The organism is Agrobacterium sp. rho-8.1 (genome assembly GCF_033957725.1).
GTDB lineage: Bacteria > Pseudomonadota > Alphaproteobacteria > Rhizobiales > Rhizobiaceae > Agrobacterium.
On the sequence record NZ_CP192788.1, the window covers coordinates 483,837 to 501,323 of the forward strand.

Below are 17,487 nucleotides of genomic sequence, written 5' to 3' on the forward strand. Positions count from 1 at the left end.
AATACTTCTGCCTGCAACCGAAGCCGAGGCGGCGGATATCATTTGCGAACACGCGCAGTCTGGCCGTGCGCTGGCGATCATCGGTGGCAACACGCGCGCCGGTTTCGGCAATCGCGTCGAGGCCGAAGTGTGTCTTTCCTCACGCAACATTAGCGGCATCGTGGCCTATAATCCCGCTGAAATGGTGATGACGGTGAAGGCCGGAACGCCGGTGGCGGAGGTAGAGGCAGCACTGATATCCGCCAACCAGATGATGGTGTTCGAACCGATGGATCACCGCCCCGTCATGGGCACCGCAGGCGAACCGACCATCGGCGGCATCTTCGCCGCCAACGTGTCCGGTCCGCGCCGGTTTGTGGCGGGTGCCGCGCGCGATAGTCTGCTCGGCATTCGCTTCATCAATGGCAAGGGTGAAGCGATCAAGGCAGGCGGGCGGGTGATGAAGAATGTCACCGGGCTTGATCTGGTGAAGCTTCTGGCAGGCTCTTACGGAACACTGGGTTTCTTGACAGAAGTTACTTTTCGCATTTTGCCTATCCCGCCTGCTCAGACCACTCTGCTCATATCCGGCCTTGAAGACGAAGCCGCAACCCATGTCATGGCCGCCGCCATGGCGACCAGCACCGAGGTTTCCGGTGCCGCGCATCTGCCGGAAAGCGTAAAGTCGCGTTTTTTGAGGGGTTCGCTACCCGATGGCGCGGCAACCGTTTTGCGGGTCGAAGGCCTTGAGGCTTCGGTCCAGGCACGGGTGCAAAAATTGCAAACAACCCTGTCTGCATTCGGGCCTTCCACTTTGCAGGATAGCGAAGAAAGCAAAGTCCTATGGCACGAAATCCGCGATGTGACGCCGTTCGCAGCCGATCTCAAAAAGCCGCTCTGGCGCGTCTCGGTCGCTCCCTCGCAAGGTCACAAGCTGGTGGCAGCACTGCGATTGGAAGCGGGCATCGATGCGTTTTACGATTGGCAGGGTGGCCTCGTCTGGATGCAGATGGAGGCCGGTATCGAAGCTGACCTCCTCAGCCGACATATCAGAACGCTGGGTGGCGGCCATTCTACCTTGATCCGCGCTCTGCACATAGAACGCCACGGCATCGCAGCCTTCGAGCCGCTGACCGCTGCTGAACACGAACTGTCCCGTCGCATCAAGGCAAAGCTTGATCCTGCGGGAATTTTCAATCCGGGTAAAATGGGGATTTAGACATGCAAACCTCGTTCACCCCGCAACAACTCGCCGATCCCCATGTCGCTGAATCCGAGAAAATCCTGCGCAAATGCGTGCATTGCGGTTTCTGCACCGCGACCTGTCCGACCTATGTGACGCTCGGCAACGAACTGGATAGCCCGCGGGGACGCATCTATCTCATCAAGGATATGTTGGAGAACGACCGCCCTGCGGACGCTCAGGTCGTAACGCACATCGACCGCTGTCTGTCCTGCCTTGCGTGCGTGACCACCTGTCCCTCGGGCGTGGACTATATGCATCTTGTCGATCACGCCCGCGTCCATATCGAAAAGACCTACAAGCGGCCGCTGATGGATCGGCTGATCCGCAATCTGCTCGCCTTCGTGCTGCCCTATCCAGGCCGGTTCCGCACCGTTCTGAAGTTGGCGCGCCTTGGCCAACCCTTCGCAGGGCTTTTGCGCAATAGCAAAGGGCTGAGGCCACTTGCATCGATGCTCGATTTGGCCCCGAAATCAGAACCTGCAGCGTCGGCCTTCGCAAATCCGGGTGTTCATGCACCAAAAGCCGAAAAACGTGGACGTGTCGCACTTCTGTCCGGCTGCGCCCAGCAGGTGCTTGATCCTCATATCAATGACGCGACCATCCGGCTTTTGACCCGGCTCGGCATCGAGGTTGTGGTGCCGCAAGGGGAGGGCTGTTGCGGTGCTCTGGTGCATCATATGGGCCGGGAAGAGCAGGCGCTCTCATCTGCGCGGCGCAATGTCGATGTGTGGATGCGCGAAGTGGAACGCGGCGGTCTGGATGCCATTATCATCACCGCATCTGGCTGCGGCACGACCATCAAGGATTATGGCCATATGCTGCGGCTGGATGCCGCTTACGCCGAAAAAGCGAAGATCGTTTCCGGGCTGGCAAGGGATATCACCGAATATCTGGGTGGGCTTGATCTGCCGTCTCTTGAGCGCAATGGCCTCACGGTGGCCTATCATTCGGCCTGTTCCATGCAGCATGGTCAGAAGATCACGGCTGTGCCGAAACTGTTGCTGAAGGCGGCGGGTTATACCGTGCGCGATCCGGCAGAGGGACATCTCTGTTGCGGCTCGGCCGGAACCTACAACATTCTCCAACCGGAATTTTCGGCGGAGTTGAAGGCGCGCAAGGTCAAGAATATCGAAGCCACAAAAGCCGATATCATCGCCACGGGCAATCTCGGCTGCATCACGCAGATCGCCAGTGGCACGGCAGTACCAATTCTCCACACGATCGAATTGCTGGATTGGGCTTATGGCGGCAAAAAGCCAAAGAAAATCGCGATGGTGCCATAAAAAACGGGCGGTCTGATCACCGCCCGTTTCTCATCGGTTAGCACGTGTGACGTGCCTGCCGCCCCCTGGCGTCCCCCGCCAAAAGAATATGCTGGCACCTTTAGCCCATTCATCCGTCCCGGCAAGCACGTTCACGTCTGGTTTCAACTCTTCGGCGTGAAGATTTATATTAGCGTTGCTATCAGATCACAATCACACGGGTGCCGACAGTCACGCGCTCATAGAGATCGGTCACATCTTCATTGCGCATACGAATGCAACCGGAGGAATTGTTGCTGCCGATGGTCCATGGCTGGTTGGTGCCATGAATACGGTAAAGGGTGGATCCGAGATACATGGCGCGCGCGCCCATCGGGTTTTGCGGTCCGCCCTCCATGAAGGCAGGAAGATAATGGCCCTTTGCGGCCTCGCGGGTGATCATTTCCTGCGGTGGTGTCCAGCTTGGCCATTCATTCTTGCGGGTAATCTTGTGCGTACCGGCCCATTCGAATCCGGGTTTGCCAACGCCAACGCCATAACGCCGCGCTTTTCCATCTGCCATCACGAGATAGAGAAACCGGTTTGGCGTATCGATGACGATGGTGCCCGGGGCTTCCTTGCCCTGATACTGCACCATTTGCGGCAAAAACTGCGGCGCGATACGCAGACGCGGATCCCCTGTTCGTGCGGCCACGGCCTGCGCGCGCGGCTGAGCGACTGGCCGCTGGAACAGCGATGGGCGTACGGGGCGCTGCGGATAAACGACAGGGCGCACCTGAGCGCCGCCAAGCTGCATCACCCACGGTGCTGTCAGGTCTGGGCTGACGACGACCGGTGGGCGTTCCCGATAACGATCATTGGCAAGAGCTGGCAGCGAAAAGGCGGAGACGAGGCTCAGCGCCAGAAGAACGGATTTCATCGACATCGGGTGAACTCTCTATATGACACCGGAACATAATCGTCACGTTGCCACCCCGGCGACAGCGAATGGTAAACGGCGCTTGATGAAAAGCCGCGATTTGGTCGAAACCTTTTAATAAGGTTAGCGGACGGTTTTGAAACACAGTAAATCAATGGTAATCACCGGCAGACGACGAAACGAGCATGGTAGCCATGAGTGAAACCGGACTTTTGACGGGCGAAGACGGCAAGATCCGTTGCTTCTGGCAACAGGGGTTGGCGGATTATGCGCTGTATCACGATGAAGAGTGGGGACGTCCGGTCAAGGACGACACGCGCCTGTTCGAGAAGATCTGCCTGGAGGGGTTTCAGTCCGGCCTCTCCTGGTTGACGGTGCTGAGAAAGCGGGAGGCTTTTCGCGCTGCGTTCTGCGGGTTCGATTTCGAAAAGGTTGCGCAGTTCGAAGAGGCGGATATCGAGCGTTGCGTAGCCGACAAGGGGATCATTCGTCATCGTGGCAAGATCGTTTCCACCATCAACAATGCCCGCCGTGCCATCGAGATGCGCGACGAGTTCGGCTCACTGGCGCGCTATTTCTGGTCGTTTGAACCCAAGCCGGAGGAGCGCCCACCGGTTTTGGATTACGCGACGCTGCGCGCTAACCCCATCACACCCGCCTCCACGCGCCTGTCGAAAGATCTGAAAAAGCGCGGCTGGACCTTTGTCGGCCCCACCACGATTTACGCCTTCATGCAGGCCATGGGCATGGTCAACGACCACATCGAAGGTTGCCATTGCCGCCCGCGTATCGAAACGCAAAGGCTGGAGTTTTCACGCCTGTGACCCGATTTCCCCACATTCTGCTTGCGTCTCTCCTCGCCCTGTCGATCGTGACTTCCGTTCACGCGGAAGGCCGCAATGTCGATGGCATCTGGCTCGATGATGGTGAGAACCTGAAACCCGCTACCATGCCGGCAACCGGTCCGCTGGTGCTGAACGGCTGGACACGGCAGGGCAGGGGTGATGTCTACCGCCTCAAGGTCAAGGCTGGCGAGACCCTGAAGGTCACACTCACCAGCCGCAGCGAATTCGTGGTGATGGCGATTTTCGATTTCGCCAAGCCGGAAGACGACGCGATCTTCTTCAGCGAGGCCGGAAAGAACACCGCCGTACTGACGCCGAATGCGGATACGGAATGGCTGGTCCGCCCGATCCTCGTGCTCAGCTCATCCCGTCGTGGCCTTGGTGCGAATTACACGATTACGGTGGAAAAACAGCCGTAACGTCGCCTGTCTTGGGCGCCGTTTAGTAGCCTCTGGATTTAAGCCACTGCTGCATCATCGCGATCTCCGCTTCCTGCGCGGTGATGACCTCTTGCGCGAGTTTGCGGATTTCCGGGTCTTTGCCATACTGCAACTGAACCTTCGCCATATCGATCGCGCCCTGATGGTGTGGGATCATGCCGCGCACGAAATCCACATCGGCATTGCCGGTATAGTCCATGGACATATCGCCATGCATCTTCTTGCTGGCGTCCATGAAGGCTTTGGAGGAAGCACTCTCGGTGGCGGCAGCCTTCGACATATCATGGCCCGCATGGCCGCCGCTCTCTTGAGCATAGGCGGGTAAGATGAAAGCTGCGACCAGCGCGGTGGCGAGGGAAATGGTCTTTAGGCGCATGCATGATCCTTCCTGTGTCTGGCAGAAACCCCAATGGACATGACCATTATGTCAGTTCGCTGGCAACGACCTTGTGGATGATCTGATAATCGCGGCTTTCTTCGCCAAACGGCACGACCGGCCAATTCCACTCACGCGCGATTTTGGGAACAGTCACGCCATGCAACAGGTCCTCGTGCTGATGCGGCGCGCCGTTTTTATCGATGACGTCGAAAGCGGTATCGGTGATGAGGCATGCCTTGCAGGGAAGACCTGACAGGCCATCCAGATGCGCCTGAAGGAGCTGACGCACGGCATCCTGTGGCATCGTGTTGCCCGGTTGTTTTTCCAGCCGGTTGCGAATGCCGGTGCCGATTTGCGACAGCAGATTGGCGGACACGACGAAGTCGAGATAGGGCACCAGTCGCAGAAAGCTCAGCGGCTCCACCGGTTTTCCCGCTTCCAGATCGCCATAGCCGGAGAGATCGCGGTGATTCAGAACCACGGTTCTGCTATGTCGTGCATAAAGCCTCGCACGAACGCTGGCCAAATGGACGAGATCCACCAGAACCACGGTGTCGAAGGCCGCAGCCAGCTGTTGCAACGGCACATCCCGCAAGAGGCCGGAGCCGAGCACGACAGCCGTGCGGCGCTGTTTCAGCTTGGCCGCAGAAGACACAATGAAGCGCTTGCTGTTGTCCTCATGCTCGGCCCATGCCTGCCTGCAACGGTTGGCGCGCGCCCAGAGATTGACGGAATAGCGGATATGAGGGCGAAATTCCGGCGGCGTCTTGCGGTATGTCGCGGCGTAATTGAGCGCTTCGAGGATCATGATCTAACGGTAGACTTCCCGGCGATGGCCGATTTCGATGACGAGAACGACAAGTCTCTCGTCCTGAATATCACACAGAATACGGTAGTCGCCCGTTCGGTAACGCCAGTAGTTGCCGAGTTCGGAGCCTTTCAGAGCTTCACCTATCTTGCGGGGATTATCGAGTTGCGCCAGTCGCTCATGAAGGAATGAACGGATACGATCACGGGTTTGCGGATCAAGTTTCTTGATCTGTTTCTGAACAAGAATATCGTACTCAATTGTCCAGATCACGCCAGAAATCCTCGGCGCCTACAACCTTTGATTCACCGCGCTGAATGCGCCGCGTGGCCTCTTCGGCCAAATACAAATCTTCCATATCCTCGATATGCTTTTCAATGGCCTCGCGAATGTAGAAAGCCGATGTGCGGCCGGTGCGCTCGGACAGCGCCTTCAGACGCTCATAGGTCTCGTCAGGCAGGCGGATGGCGGTCTGTTTGCTCATGGTGCTCTTGTCCCTGGAAGCGATTGGGATGCATGTATCCCAATTAGCACGATTTCCGCCATCACGCCAGCAAAACCGCGCCCCTGCGGCCTTGCCGCACAGGGCTTCATCCTCTAATAGACCGGCTTGATTTCAAGAGACAGTTGGACCGGCATCATGAGCGAAAAAGCAAAAAAGCCTCAGAAACTGAAAGCCCGCCTGCCGCGCGGCTTCGTGGATCGCTCGAGCGCCGATATTCATGCCACCCATGAGATGATCGAGAAAATCCGTGGCGTTTACGAACTCTACGGTTTCGACCCCATCGAGACGCCGCTGTTCGAATATACAGATGCACTCGGCAAGTTCCTGCCCGATAGCGACCGCCCCAATGAAGGCGTGTTTTCGCTGACGGACGATGACGACCAGTGGATGAGCCTGCGCTACGATCTTACCGCACCGCTTGCTCGCCATGTCGCCGAAAATTTCAACGAGATACAGTTACCCTTCCGCACCTACCGCGCCGGTTATGTCTTCCGCAACGAAAAGCCTGGCCCCGGCCGCTTCCGCCAGTTCATGCAGTTCGACGCCGATAGCGTTGGCGCACCCGGCGTTCAGGCCGATGCGGAAATGTGCATGATGATGGCGGACACGCTGGAAGCTTTGGGCATCAAGCGCGGCGATTACGTGATCCGGGTGAACAACCGCAAGGTTCTGGACGGTGTGATGGAAGCCATCGGGCTTGGTGGTGAGGAGAATGCGGCGCGTCGTCTGAACGTGCTGCGCGCCATCGACAAGTTGGATAAGTTCGGTGTTGAAGGTGTGAAACTTTTGCTTGGTGCTGGTCGGAAGGATGAATCCGGCGATTTCACTAAGGGCGCGGGACTTGCTGAAGAGCAATCAACGAAGATTTTAAAAGTGTTATCTCTGATAGATGATGTCGCCAATCAAATGATTAGGGATTCGGGGCTGAGAGATTACAAATCGGTAGAGGTCATCTCTGTTCTCGATGAAACAGTATTCCAAGCTTTGGAAAGTGAGTTTGGTGGTAACGCGACTTGTGCAGAAGGCATTAAGGAGCTGCGTTTTATTTCAGACCTTTGCCGCGCAGCAGGGTACGGAATTGATCGGATAAAGTTCGATCCATCTTGTATTCGAGGCCTCGAATACTACACCGGCCCCGTCTACGAAGCCGAACTCACCTTCGATGTGACCAACGAAAAAGGCGAAAAGGTCGTCTTCGGCTCTGTCGGCGGCGGCGGTCGTTACGATGGTCTGGTGTCCCGCTTCATGGGTCAGCCGGTTCCGGCAACCGGTTTCTCCATCGGTGTTTCACGCCTGATGACGGCGTTGAAAAATCTTGGCAAGCTGGGGCAGACAAAGCCGCTCGCGCCCGTTCTCGTCACCGTCATGGATGGCGATGTGGAGAGCATGGGGCGTTACCAGCGTTTCACGCAGGCGCTGCGCAAGGAAGGCATTCGTGCCGAGATGTATCAGGGCAACTGGAAGAAATTCGGAAACCAGCTGAAATATGCCGACCGCATGGGCGCACCCATCGCCATCATTCAGGGGGGTGATGAGCGGGCCGAAGGCGTGGTGCAGATCAAGGACCTGATCGAAGGCAAGCGCCTGTCCGGCGAAATCGAGGACAACGCCACGTGGCGCGAAGCCCGTGTGGCGCAGGTTATCGTGCCGGAAGCGGAACTGGTGGCTAAGGTGAAGGAAATTCTGGCAACCCAGGCCGAGGACCGTCAACGCGAAGCCGAAAGCAAATGACCGGATGAGCCTCGTCGCCCTCGATCACGTTCAACTTGCCATGCCTGAGGGTCGTGAGGACGATGCGCGGAATTTCTACGCTGGCCTTCTTGGATTGCCGGAGCTGGCTAAGCTCGCCAATCTGGCCAAGCGGGGTGGATGCTGGTTTGGAAGCGGCGCGGTGCGCGTTCATCTCGGTGTCGACGTAGATTTCAGGCCTGCGGCGAAAGCGCATCCGGCTTTTCAGGTCGAGAATTTGGCCCGTTTTCGGAAAACATTCGAGCTGGCAGGCCACCGCGTGGTTGAGGATGAGCCGTTGGAAGGTTATGACCGCTTCTACGTCTATGACCCTTTTGGAAATCGCATCGAACTGATGCAGCCGCTCCTACGTGATGAAAAGTAGCATTTCATGCCCCTGATCGACATGCCGGATTTTGCCGGTGACATCCTGGATGAATTCGATGCGCGCCGCACCAGCCGCGTGAGCACGCCTGTGATCCAGCCAGCCGAACCCTTTCTGGATATGGCGGGGGAAGACCTGCGGCGACGGATTTTCATGACGGAAAGCGAAACGGGTGCGAGCCTGTGTCTGCGCCCGGAATTCACCATTCCGGTTTGTCTTCGCCACATCGAAACCGCGACCGGTACGCCCAAGCGCTACTCCTATCTGGGTGAAGTCTTTCGCCAGCGGCGGGATGGGGCGAGCGAGTTTTATCAGGCCGGTATCGAGGATCTCGGCGATACCAATATTGCCGCCGCCGATGCCCGTGCGATCAGCGACGCGACCGGCATTTTGAAGCGCCTTTTGCCGGGTCGCAGACTGATCGTCACGCTGGGTGACCAGCAGGTGTTCGAGGCGGTTGTTGCGGCACTCGGCTTGCCGCTCGGCTGGCAGAAACGTCTGGTTCATGCGTTCGGGGACACGGTGCAACTGGAAGCGCTGCTGCAAAGCCTCGTCAACCCCAAGCCGATGACAGGGCTCGATGCCCGCGTTGCAGGCCTGCTGGCAACGGGTGAGGAAAAGGTTTTGGTCGACTATATCGACAGCGTCATGGAAGACACCGGCTATTCCACCAATGCCAGCCGCTCCCCGCAGGAAATCGCCCGCCGTCTGCGCGAGAAACTGGCGCTGGCCGCCACGCGCCTGCCGGATGAGAGCTTTGAACTGTTGAAACAGTTCCTTTCCCTGCAAGCACCGCTGTCGCAGGCATCGCAGACGCTTGCCGAATTTGCCGACAAGGCAAAGCTGAGACTGGACGGCGCGCTGTCTGCCTTTGATGCCCGCGTTGCCGCACTGGCCAATGGCGGCATCGATCTGGATAGCATCGCCTATCGTGCCGCCTTCGGACGTCCGCTGGACTATTACACCGGCCTTGTCTTCGAGGTCGTCGTGGACGGTGAGGGGGCGGTGTTGGCCGGTGGCGGTCGGTTCGACCGGCTGATGACGCTGCTCGGCGCAAAAGACAAGATACCGGCTGTGGGTTTCTCGCTGTGGCTGGATCGAATCGAAGCCGTGAGGGCCAAGCCATGACCATCACCATCGCCTTGCCCTCCAAGGGCCGCATGAAGGAAGACGCTTCCGCCATTCTTGAGCGCGCCGGGCTCAAAATTATCGCCATCGGCAACGACCGCTCCTATCGCGGCAGGGTCGAGGGACGCGACGATATCGAAATCGCCTATCTCTCGGCATCCGAAATTGCGCGTGAAATCGGCAATGGCACGGTGGATTTCGGCGTGACCGGCGAGGACCTCGTGCGCGAGGATCTTGTTGATGTGGATAAGCGCGTCGAGTTCTGTGCCCGTCTGGGTTTCGGTCATGCCGATGTCGTGGTTGCGGTGCCGGAGATATGGCTGGATGTGGACAGTATGGCCGATCTCGGCGACGTCGCCTCTGAGTTTCGCGCCCGCCACGGACGCCGCCTCGCCATAGCCACCAAATACTGGCGGCTGACGCAGCAGTTTTTCTCGCGACAGCACGGCATCCAGCTTTACCGGATCGTCGAAAGTCTGGGCGCGACCGAAGGGGCCCCGGCGGCAGGGCAGGCGGATATCATCGTAGACATCACCTCCACCGGCTCGACACTGACGGCAAACCATCTCAAGGTTCTGACGGATGGCGTCATTCTGCGCTCGCAAGCCTGCTTCGTGCGGGCCCGCAAGCCGGAGCACGAGGGCGATCCTGTCGTCAGCGATATCGTTTCACGACTAACGTCTGCCCTGTAGAAAACGACATCGGATATGACAGATACAAAAAAGCCGCCGGAGCAATCCAGCGGCCTTTTTTATGAATGGACGATCAGCTTATGCGCGGGCGAGGCTGAGGCCACGGCGGGCGTCCAGCGAATAGGCACCAGCACCGAAAGTTGCGAGAAGGATGTAAGCGCCAGCCAGCGTGATGTTCTTCATCAGCATGATGCCGTTCAGCGTGTTGATCCAGCCAAGAGCCGCATCAGGCCAGCCGGGAACGGCAACGGTACCGCTGTGGAAGACGAGGCCGGTAAACACGCAGAATACGGCGAGCGCCCAGGCGGCGACCTTCGTCTGGAAGCCGACCAGAATGGCAAGACCGGCAACCAGTTCGAACGCACCCGCGATATAAGCCAGCGCCGTCGCGGCAGGAAGGCCAGCGCCGGTGATCATGCCAGCCGTACCGGCAGGATCCGTCAGCTTGCCGAAGCCCGACAGGATGAAGATGAAGGAAAGAAGAATACGTGCAATGAGCACGAGTGCGTTCTGGCTGCTGGACATTGGGTGTCTCCAAGTATGGTGCCCAAGGGCATGAATTGATGCACACCATATGCGCCAAATTGTCGCTTCCGAACAGATGAACAAGTGAAGACTATTTGTTCACTATTTGAAGACAGTGCGGTGCTGTGTTGGCTCAGTCATATGGCCTGATCTTGCCTCGGATTACCCAATTCCCTGGCCCCAGCGCCTCGATTTTGTATGGCGCGAGGTCCTTCAGTGGCACAAAGGTAGATGATTGGCCGTGTTTGATGATCAGTCCCTCCGCTTTTTCGATGAAGGCGTACTCGTCACATGCCACTGTCGCACCAGAGCGAAGCGGCACAGCCTTATCGGCCTCGCATGCACTAGCGTTGTTTTTATGGGGGAGGAGCATAGACAGCATGCATCCGCCAACGAGACACAGGACGATAAAAATACCGTAACCGATAGCCCCTTGGGCCAAAAGTCGCGGCGTTAAATAGAGAACAACTCCCGCAGCGAGAAGGTAAATTATGCCGCTTAGCCCTATAACGATGAGCAGAGGAGAACAGAATAAAGACAGGCCGAGAGTGATGCCAAAAAACGGCTGCTCAAATATCCAGCGTGGAAAGTCCCACCGCCGCTGTTCAAGATCGACCGGCGGAGCCTCAAATATCCGACCGAAATAGAGTATTACATTGCACACGACTACCGACTGTAAGCTGAAAAGCTCGGCCCACAGCAGAGTGAAGAGTAGCCTGACGTAGTTTGATGGAACGGGTGCGGGCACACTAATGATGCTGTAGACAGTTGATCCAACCGCAAACATTAAGGGCGCAGCTAACACTAAGAGACATCGTCTGCGGGCAAACGACAACGAAGTGGGTGTGCTCTTTGTTATTTGCTCTGCTTCAGACACCTAATCTCCGATCCAAGGGTTGCATTTAGCGCCCCTAAACTCGCTGAACGATACTTTGCCAGTGCGATAGCCACAACAAAAAAGGCGGCCCGTGAGGACCGCCTTTCGTATTCCAAAGGGTAGGACTTCTTAGAAGTCCATACCGCCCATTCCGCCGCCTGGCATCTGTGGCATTGCCGATTCCTTCTTGGGAAGTTCGGCAATCATGGCTTCCGTCGTGATCAGCAGGGAAGCAACCGAAGCTGCGTTCTGCAGAGCTGTACGAACAACCTTGACCGGGTCAACGATACCCATGGCAATCATGTCGCCATATTCGGAGGTCTGGGCGTTGTAGCCCCAGTTCTCTTCGTTCTTCTCGAGGATCTTGCCAACAACGATGGAGGCTTCGTCACCTGCGTTTTCAGCAATCTGGCGAACCAGCGACTGAAGAGCGCGGCGAACGATGTTGATGCCAGCTTCCTGGTCGTCGTTCACACCCTTGACGGTGATCTTCGTGGAAGAGCGCAGAAGAGCTGTACCGCCGCCTGGGACGATACCTTCCTGAACAGCAGCGCGCGTCGCGTTGAGAGCGTCGTCGATGCGGTCCTTGCGTTCCTTCACTTCGATTTCCGTGGAGCCGCCAACGCGGATGACGGCAACGCCGCCAGCGAGCTTGGCAAGACGTTCCTGCAGCTTTTCGCGGTCATAATCGGAAGATGTTTCTTCGATCTGAGCCTTGATCTGCGCAACGCGGCCTTCGATGTCGGACTTCTGGCCCGAACCGTCGACGATCGTTGTGTTTTCCTTGGTGATCGAAACTTTCTTCGCCTTGCCGAGCATGTCGAGCGTGACGTTTTCAAGCTTGATGCCGATATCTTCGGAGATAACGGTACCGCCGGTCAGGATCGCGATGTCTTCAAGCATGGCCTTGCGGCGATCGCCGAAGCCAGGAGCCTTGACAGCAGCAATCTTCAGGCCGCCACGCAGCTTGTTGACGACGAGCGTTGCAAGAGCTTCGCCTTCAACGTCTTCAGCGATGATGACGAGTGGCTTGCCAGTCTGAACGACAGCTTCGAGAACAGGCAGCATGGCCTGAAGGTTCGAAAGCTTCTTTTCGTGGAGAAGAATGTAAGCGTCTTCAAGGTCAGCAACCATCTTTTCAGGGTTGGTGACGAAGTAAGGCGACAGGTAACCGCGGTCGAACTGCATGCCTTCAACGACTTCAAGTTCGGTTTCTGCGGTCTTGGCTTCTTCGACGGTGATAACACCTTCGTTGCCGACCTTCTGCATGGCTTCAGCAATGTCCTTGCCAACCTGCGTGTCGCCGTTTGCAGAGATCGTGCCGACCTGTGCAACTTCTTCAGACGTGGAGATCTTCTTGGCCTTGGCCTGAAGGTCCTTCACGACTTCGGACACTGCGAGGTCGATACCGCGCTTGAGGTCCATTGGGTTCATGCCGGCTGCAACAGCCTTGTTGCCTTCGCGAACGATGGCCTGTGCAAGAACGGTCGCAGTCGTGGTGCCGTCACCAGCGATGTCGTTGGTCTTCGAAGCAACTTCGCGGACCATCTGTGCGCCCATGTTTTCGAACTTGTCTTCCAGTTCGATTTCCTTGGCGACGGAAACGCCGTCCTTGGTAATGCGCGGAGCGCCGAAGGACTTGTCGATGATGACGTTACGGCCCTTAGGACCGAGCGTTACCTTCACTGCGTCTGCGAGAATGTCGACGCCACGGAGCATCTTTTCGCGCGCTGTGCGGCCGAATTTAATTTCTTTAGCTGCCATTGTAGCAAACTCCCGGGCTCATGGCCCATTGGTTGTCATGGAAAAGTGAGAAGAACCGGCTCAATCAGCCGATAACGCCCATGATGTCGGATTCCTTCATGATCAGAAGGTCTTCGCCGTCGAGCTTGACTTCAGTGCCGGACCACTTGCCGAACAGAACGCGGTCGCCAGCCTTGACATCAAGAGGAACGAGCTTGCCGCTATCGTCGCGAGCGCCGGTGCCAACAGCGACGATTTCGCCTTCCTGCGGCTTTTCCTTGGCGGTATCAGGAATGATGATGCCGCCCTTGGTCTTTGCTTCAGACTCAACGCGACGTACGACGACGCGGTCATGCAGCGGACGGAAAGTTGTGCTTGTCATTGTCTAATCCCTCGATCAAATGACCTGTACGGACCACTCAAAGGTCCGCTTGATAAGTGTTAGCACTCCTCATTGGAGAGTGCTAGCGAGGCAGAGATAGGGGTGTCTTCTGGGTGAGTCAAGAACGCCCTGTCGGAAATATTTCATGTAAAATGGTTATCAGCGGTTCATGACAGATTTTGTAAGCCCGCCACCAACTGCCAAACCGACCCTGAAAGAACTCACCTCGGTCTTTGCCCGTATTGGCTTTCTGAGCTTCGGCGGACCAGCAGGCCAGATCGGCATGATGCACCGCGTTCTGGTGGATGAAAGACGCTGGGTATCGGACGCCCGCTTCATGCACGCCCTCAACTACTGCATGCTTCTGCCGGGCCCGGAGGCCCAGCAACTCGCCACCTATATCGGCTGGCTGTTGCACGGCGTGCGCGGTGGCATCATTGCCGGTACGCTGTTCATCCTGCCCGGCTTCGTCGCCATCGTGGCCCTTGCCGCTGCCTATTGCCTTTATCAGGATACGCACTGGCTGCCCGGTCTTTTGTTCGGCCTGAAGGCCTGCGTGCTGGCCATCGTTATCGAGGCCTTGATCCGGGTGGCGAAACGCGCCTTGGTCAGCCGCTTTCTGGCCGCCATCGGTGCCGCCGCATTCATAGCGCTCTTCGTCTTTGGCCTGCCGTTTCCACTCGTCATCCTTACCGCCGGCCTGCTCGGCTTTCTGAGCGCGCGGCTTGGTGACCAGACCGACCAGGCACACACTGACGCCGAAAATGATGCCGCGCCCGTGACGTTTCTGTCGAGGGTGAGGGGGCTCGTTCTGGGTCTGATGATCTGGCAGATCCCGCTGGTCTTGATCTATCTCTTTTCAGCGCCGGCAACACTGGCGACCCTGCAAAGCTTCTTCTCGCGCATGGCGGTGGTGACCTTCGGCGGCGCCTATGCGGTGCTGGCCTATGTCGCGCAGGTGGCGGTGGAAACCCATGGCTGGCTGACAGCAGGCGAAATGCTGGATGGTCTCGCGCTGGCCGAAGCGACGCCCGGTCCGCTGGTGCTGGTTCTGCCCTATATCGGGTTTCTCGCCGGGTTCCGCCATTCCGAGTGGTTGGACCCGATGGTCGCGGGCATTTTCGGCGCGATGGTCACGGCCTGGGCGACGTTTGTGCCCAGCTTCATCTTCATTTTTCTCGGCGCGCCCTATGTTGAAAAGATGCGCAACAATGCAATTCTGTCGGCGGCCTTGTCGGCTGTCACAGCGGCTGTCGTTGGGGTCATTCTCAACCTTTCCATCTGGTTTGGCTTGCACGTGCTGTTTGCGCAGGTGGAACGCATCGCCATCGTACCGAGCTTCGGTCCCGGCATGTCCTGGCCGGTCTGGAGTACGCTCGATCCCTTCGCGACCGGCCTTCTGGGTCTATCGCTCCTGATGTTGATGCGCTGGAAAGTCGGCGTGATGCCGGTGCTTGCACTTGGCATTGCAGGTGGTGTTTTGCGCCTCTGGCTGATCTGATGCGTTGGCGCACGACACGATGCCACCATTGGATTGTTTGCCCTCAACCTTGTGAATTCTCTTCATCGAAGGCGCCTGGTTGCGGAGGCCAGCCGTAATGCTTTCAAACACGTGAGGCGTGTCATCGTGGTATGCCGCCGTGCAAAAGATGGGTTTTCGTGTCTGCGCTTTGTTCGAGAAGAAACCTTTTCTCTTGTAATCAGCGTGCCGGTTTGTCATGTCACGCCCATGCATTATTTGTGAAAATCTGGCATCTTTGAAAGTCTGGAAGCACCTCATGGCCCACCGCATCTCCACCCTTGGCGAAATCACAGATCGGTTCGACGTCGTTCTTTCAGATGTCTGGGGTGTGCTGCACAATGGCGTCAGCGCCTTCCCCGATGCGTCGATTGCGCTGGAAGCGGCGCGCAAGGCGGGCAAGACCGTGGTGCTGATCACCAATTCCCCGCGCCCGGGCCCCGGGGTCATCACGCAGCTGCGGGCGCTCGGTATTCCCGACACGGCCTATGATCGCATCATCACCTCGGGCGACGTCACGCGCGAACTGATTTCACAAGGCCCGCGAGACGTCTTCCTGTTGGGCCCAGAGCGTGACATGCCGTTGCTCGAAGGTCTCGATATCGACGTGGTGCCGGAGACAGAGGCGACAGCCATCGTCTGCACCGGGTTTTTCGATGATGAAACCGAAACGCCGGAAGATTATACGGATATGCTGAAGGGCTTCATCGCCCGCGCGGTACCGATGATCTGTGCCAACCCCGATCTGGTGGTGGAGCGCGGCGAACGCATCATTCCCTGCGCCGGTGCCCTGGCCGCGTATTACGAGCAGCTTGGCGGTGAGGTTCGCATTGCCGGTAAGCCACATTCGCCGATCTACGAGGCTTGTCTTGCTGCGGCCAAAGAGGTCCGCGGTGACTTTGCTGGAGATCGTGTGCTGGCTATCGGCGATGGCATGCCGACGGATGTGAAGGGTGCCATCAATGCAGGCCTCCAGCTTCTCTATATCAGTGGCGGCATTCATGCGGCCGAATATACGCTGAATGGCGAAACGGACGAAGCGTTGATGAATGCCTATCTGACAGGCCAGAACGCAGCCCCCGGCTGGTGGATGCCGCGTCTTGCCTAACCGTATGGCACCAGCATAGAGTTTGCCCATGACCGTTTTTCATCGCAATGAAAAGAAGGAACTGCTGCCCGAAAACCTGAAGGGCGGCGTCATCGCCATTGGCAATTTCGACGGCGTGCATCGCGGTCACCGTGCCGTGCTGGACCGTGCGCTGGAGCTTGCCGCGTCGCGTAATCTTCCCGCTTTGGCGTTGACGTTTGAGCCGCATCCACGCACCGTCTTTCGGCCTGAAACACCGGTTTTCCGGCTGACGCCTGCGTCCGTCAAGGCGCGTGTTCTGGAAGCCGAAGGCTTTCATTCTGTGATCGAATATCCCTTCGATCGGGATTTTTCGCAGCGATCTGCGGAAGATTTCGTCAAATCCATTCTGGTGGACTGGCTGGGTGCCAGCGCAGTCGTCACCGGCGTGGATTTCCACTTTGGCAAGGGACGTGAAGGTGGCCCGGCCTATCTGATGGCAGCGGGCAAGAAACACGGTTTCGATGTCGTTCTGATCGATTCGTTCCGCGATGAAGGTGCGGAAGTCGTCTCCTCAAGCCGCATCCGGGAATTGCTGGCGCAAGGGGATGTCGCCGGTGCCGCCGGTCTGCTGGGTTATCGCTACACGGTCGAAGCGGAAGTAATCGGCGGGCAGAAACTCGGCCGCACACTCGGCTACCCCACCGCCAACATGGCGTTGCCGCCGGAAACGGAATTGAAGCCCGGCATTTATGCCGTGCGTTTCCGTCGCGCGGATGGCTCGCTCCATGATGGCGTTGCCAGTTTCGGCTATCGCCCGACCGTAACGGTCGATGGTGCTGCCCTTCTCGAAACCTTCATCTTCGATTTTTCCGGCGATCTGTACGGGGAAATTTGCTCCGTTTCCTTTTTTGGTCATCTGCGCGACGAGCTGAAATTCGATGGTCTTGAGACACTGGTGGCGCAGATCAAACACGATGAGGACGAAGCGAGGGCGCTCCTGTCCGGTGTCAAACCTCTGGGCGAACTGGATGCACGGATCGCTTTTTGAAAGCGTGG

At 57.7% G+C, this 17,487-nt stretch carries 20 protein-coding genes; 11 read left to right on the forward strand and 9 right to left on the reverse strand.

Features of this window, described 5'->3' with window-relative positions; genetic code table 11:
• Position 1 precedes the first annotated feature (1 nt).
• Complete coding sequence (locus RMR21_RS02380; RefSeq protein ID WP_498670215.1) at positions 2-1,198, forward strand: FAD-binding protein; 1,197 nt, start codon at positions 2-4, stop codon at positions 1,196-1,198.
• Between the two features lie 2 nt (positions 1,199-1,200).
• The gene (glcF, locus tag RMR21_RS02385) at positions 1,201-2,508 is read left to right on the forward strand and encodes a glycolate oxidase subunit GlcF (protein ID WP_498669126.1); all 1,308 of its coding nucleotides are present in this window, start codon (positions 1,201-1,203) and stop codon (positions 2,506-2,508) included.
• 181 nt (positions 2,509-2,689) lie between these two features.
• On the opposite strand, the gene RMR21_RS02390 is transcribed toward glcF, so the two are convergent.
• A complete protein-coding gene (locus RMR21_RS02390; RefSeq protein WP_498669127.1) occupies positions 2,690-3,412 on the reverse strand; it encodes a L,D-transpeptidase in 723 nt (240 codons plus the stop codon).
• Between the two features lie 188 nt (positions 3,413-3,600).
• Between RMR21_RS02390 and RMR21_RS02395 the strand changes: the two genes are divergently transcribed.
• Together RMR21_RS02395 and RMR21_RS02400 are read left to right on the forward strand one after the other, a co-directional pair.
• A complete protein-coding gene (locus tag RMR21_RS02395; RefSeq protein ID WP_498670216.1) occupies positions 3,601-4,230 on the forward strand; it encodes a DNA-3-methyladenine glycosylase I in 630 nt (209 codons plus the stop codon).
• Positions 4,227-4,670: a hypothetical protein gene (locus RMR21_RS02400; RefSeq protein WP_498669128.1), complete on the forward strand. Its 444-nt coding sequence runs from the start codon at positions 4,227-4,229 to the stop codon at positions 4,668-4,670. Before RMR21_RS02395 ends, RMR21_RS02400 begins: the two co-directional genes overlap by 4 nt.
• 22 nt (positions 4,671-4,692) lie before the next feature.
• On the opposite strand, the gene copM is transcribed toward RMR21_RS02400, so the two are convergent.
• From copM to relB, 4 genes are read right to left on the reverse strand one after another with little or no spacing between them, the layout of a single operon-like run.
• Entirely contained in the window at positions 4,693-5,067 is a 375-nt protein-coding gene (copM, locus tag RMR21_RS02405; RefSeq protein WP_498669129.1) for a CopM family metallochaperone, read from the reverse strand.
• A gap of 46 nt (positions 5,068-5,113) precedes the next feature.
• Positions 5,114-5,878, reverse strand: a complete 765-nt coding sequence (locus RMR21_RS02410) for a hypothetical protein (protein WP_498669130.1) — start codon at positions 5,876-5,878, stop codon at positions 5,114-5,116.
• A gap of 3 nt (positions 5,879-5,881) precedes the next feature.
• Positions 5,882-6,151: a type II toxin-antitoxin system RelE family toxin gene (locus tag RMR21_RS02415; RefSeq protein ID WP_498669131.1), complete on the reverse strand. Its 270-nt coding sequence runs from the start codon at positions 6,149-6,151 to the stop codon at positions 5,882-5,884.
• Positions 6,135-6,362, reverse strand: coding sequence for a type II toxin-antitoxin system RelB family antitoxin (gene relB, locus RMR21_RS02420; RefSeq protein ID WP_498669132.1), 228 nt, complete (start codon positions 6,360-6,362; stop codon positions 6,135-6,137). The genes RMR21_RS02415 and relB overlap by 17 nt, the downstream gene beginning before the upstream one ends.
• A 156-nt stretch (positions 6,363-6,518) precedes the next feature.
• Between relB and hisS the strand changes: the two genes are divergently transcribed.
• Genes hisS through hisG form a run of 4 tightly spaced genes read left to right on the forward strand, consistent with a single transcriptional unit; the run spans position 6,519 to position 10,316 of the window.
• On the forward strand, positions 6,519-8,114 hold the full coding sequence (gene hisS, locus RMR21_RS02425) for a histidine--tRNA ligase (protein ID WP_498669133.1): 1,596 nt from the start codon (positions 6,519-6,521) through the stop codon (positions 8,112-8,114).
• A gap of 4 nt (positions 8,115-8,118) precedes the next feature.
• Complete coding sequence (locus RMR21_RS02430) at positions 8,119-8,496, forward strand: VOC family protein (RefSeq protein WP_498669134.1); 378 nt, start codon at positions 8,119-8,121, stop codon at positions 8,494-8,496.
• Positions 8,497-8,502: 6 nt separating this feature from the next.
• A complete protein-coding gene (locus RMR21_RS02435) occupies positions 8,503-9,624 on the forward strand; it encodes an ATP phosphoribosyltransferase regulatory subunit (protein WP_498669135.1) in 1,122 nt (373 codons plus the stop codon).
• Positions 9,621-10,316, forward strand: coding sequence for an ATP phosphoribosyltransferase (gene hisG / locus RMR21_RS02440; RefSeq protein ID WP_498669136.1), 696 nt, complete (start codon positions 9,621-9,623; stop codon positions 10,314-10,316). The genes RMR21_RS02435 and hisG overlap by 4 nt, the downstream gene beginning before the upstream one ends.
• 78 nt (positions 10,317-10,394) lie before the next feature.
• Here the strand turns inward: hisG and RMR21_RS02445 are convergent, their stop codons facing one another.
• The 4 genes from RMR21_RS02445 to groES all read right to left on the reverse strand — a co-directional run bounded on the left by RMR21_RS02445 (position 10,395) and on the right by groES (position 13,843).
• Entirely contained in the window at positions 10,395-10,841 is a 447-nt protein-coding gene (locus RMR21_RS02445) for a DoxX family protein (protein ID WP_498669137.1), read from the reverse strand.
• A gap of 133 nt (positions 10,842-10,974) precedes the next feature.
• A complete protein-coding gene (locus RMR21_RS02450) occupies positions 10,975-11,718 on the reverse strand; it encodes a hypothetical protein (RefSeq protein ID WP_498669138.1) in 744 nt (247 codons plus the stop codon).
• Between the two features lie 129 nt (positions 11,719-11,847).
• The gene (gene groL / locus RMR21_RS02455) at positions 11,848-13,482 is read right to left on the reverse strand and encodes a chaperonin GroEL (protein WP_498669139.1); all 1,635 of its coding nucleotides are present in this window, start codon (positions 13,480-13,482) and stop codon (positions 11,848-11,850) included.
• A 64-nt stretch (positions 13,483-13,546) separates the two neighbouring features.
• Entirely contained in the window at positions 13,547-13,843 is a 297-nt protein-coding gene (gene groES / locus RMR21_RS02460) for a co-chaperone GroES (RefSeq protein WP_045229730.1), read from the reverse strand.
• Between the two features lie 169 nt (positions 13,844-14,012).
• Here groES and chrA point away from each other — a divergent pair, with 169 nt between their 5' ends.
• The 3 genes from chrA to RMR21_RS02475 all read left to right on the forward strand — a co-directional run bounded on the left by chrA (position 14,013) and on the right by RMR21_RS02475 (position 17,479).
• The gene (gene chrA, locus RMR21_RS02465) at positions 14,013-15,344 is read left to right on the forward strand and encodes a chromate efflux transporter (RefSeq protein ID WP_498669140.1); all 1,332 of its coding nucleotides are present in this window, start codon (positions 14,013-14,015) and stop codon (positions 15,342-15,344) included.
• Positions 15,345-15,621: 277 nt separating this feature from the next.
• Positions 15,622-16,470 (forward strand): TIGR01459 family HAD-type hydrolase, encoded by an 849-nt coding sequence (locus tag RMR21_RS02470; protein WP_498669141.1) that lies wholly within the window; start codon positions 15,622-15,624, stop codon positions 16,468-16,470.
• A 28-nt stretch (positions 16,471-16,498) separates the two neighbouring features.
• Positions 16,499-17,479, forward strand: coding sequence for a bifunctional riboflavin kinase/FAD synthetase (locus RMR21_RS02475; RefSeq protein WP_498669142.1), 981 nt, complete (start codon positions 16,499-16,501; stop codon positions 17,477-17,479).
• Positions 17,480-17,487: the final 8 nt, after the last annotated feature.

What these genes read in the sequence shown, in the direction of transcription:
- glcF (WP_498669126.1), top strand. Translation starts at nt 1,201, where the DNA reads ATGCAAACCTCGTTCACCCCGCAACAACTCGCCGATCCCCATGTCGCT.
- RMR21_RS02390 (WP_498669127.1), bottom strand. Translation starts at nt 3,412, where the DNA reads ATGTCGATGAAATCCGTTCTTCTGGCGCTGAGCCTCGTCTCCGCCTTT.
- RMR21_RS02395 (WP_498670216.1), top strand. Translation starts at nt 3,601, where the DNA reads ATGAGTGAAACCGGACTTTTGACGGGCGAAGACGGCAAGATCCGTTGC.
- copM (WP_498669129.1), bottom strand. Translation starts at nt 5,067, where the DNA reads ATGCGCCTAAAGACCATTTCCCTCGCCACCGCGCTGGTCGCAGCTTTC.
- RMR21_RS02410 (WP_498669130.1), bottom strand. Translation starts at nt 5,878, where the DNA reads ATGATCCTCGAAGCGCTCAATTACGCCGCGACATACCGCAAGACGCCG.
- relB (WP_498669132.1), bottom strand. Translation starts at nt 6,362, where the DNA reads ATGAGCAAACAGACCGCCATCCGCCTGCCTGACGAGACCTATGAGCGT.
- hisS (WP_498669133.1), top strand. Translation starts at nt 6,519, where the DNA reads ATGAGCGAAAAAGCAAAAAAGCCTCAGAAACTGAAAGCCCGCCTGCCG.
- RMR21_RS02430 (WP_498669134.1), top strand. Translation starts at nt 8,119, where the DNA reads ATGAGCCTCGTCGCCCTCGATCACGTTCAACTTGCCATGCCTGAGGGT.
- RMR21_RS02435 (WP_498669135.1), top strand. Translation starts at nt 8,503, where the DNA reads ATGCCCCTGATCGACATGCCGGATTTTGCCGGTGACATCCTGGATGAA.
- hisG (WP_498669136.1), top strand. Translation starts at nt 9,621, where the DNA reads ATGACCATCACCATCGCCTTGCCCTCCAAGGGCCGCATGAAGGAAGAC.
- RMR21_RS02445 (WP_498669137.1), bottom strand. Translation starts at nt 10,841, where the DNA reads ATGTCCAGCAGCCAGAACGCACTCGTGCTCATTGCACGTATTCTTCTT.
- groL (WP_498669139.1), bottom strand. Translation starts at nt 13,482, where the DNA reads ATGGCAGCTAAAGAAATTAAATTCGGCCGCACAGCGCGCGAAAAGATG.
- groES (WP_045229730.1), bottom strand. Translation starts at nt 13,843, where the DNA reads ATGACAAGCACAACTTTCCGTCCGCTGCATGACCGCGTCGTCGTACGT.
- chrA (WP_498669140.1), top strand. Translation starts at nt 14,013, where the DNA reads ATGACAGATTTTGTAAGCCCGCCACCAACTGCCAAACCGACCCTGAAA.
- RMR21_RS02470 (WP_498669141.1), top strand. Translation starts at nt 15,622, where the DNA reads ATGGCCCACCGCATCTCCACCCTTGGCGAAATCACAGATCGGTTCGAC.
- RMR21_RS02475 (WP_498669142.1), top strand. Translation starts at nt 16,499, where the DNA reads ATGACCGTTTTTCATCGCAATGAAAAGAAGGAACTGCTGCCCGAAAAC.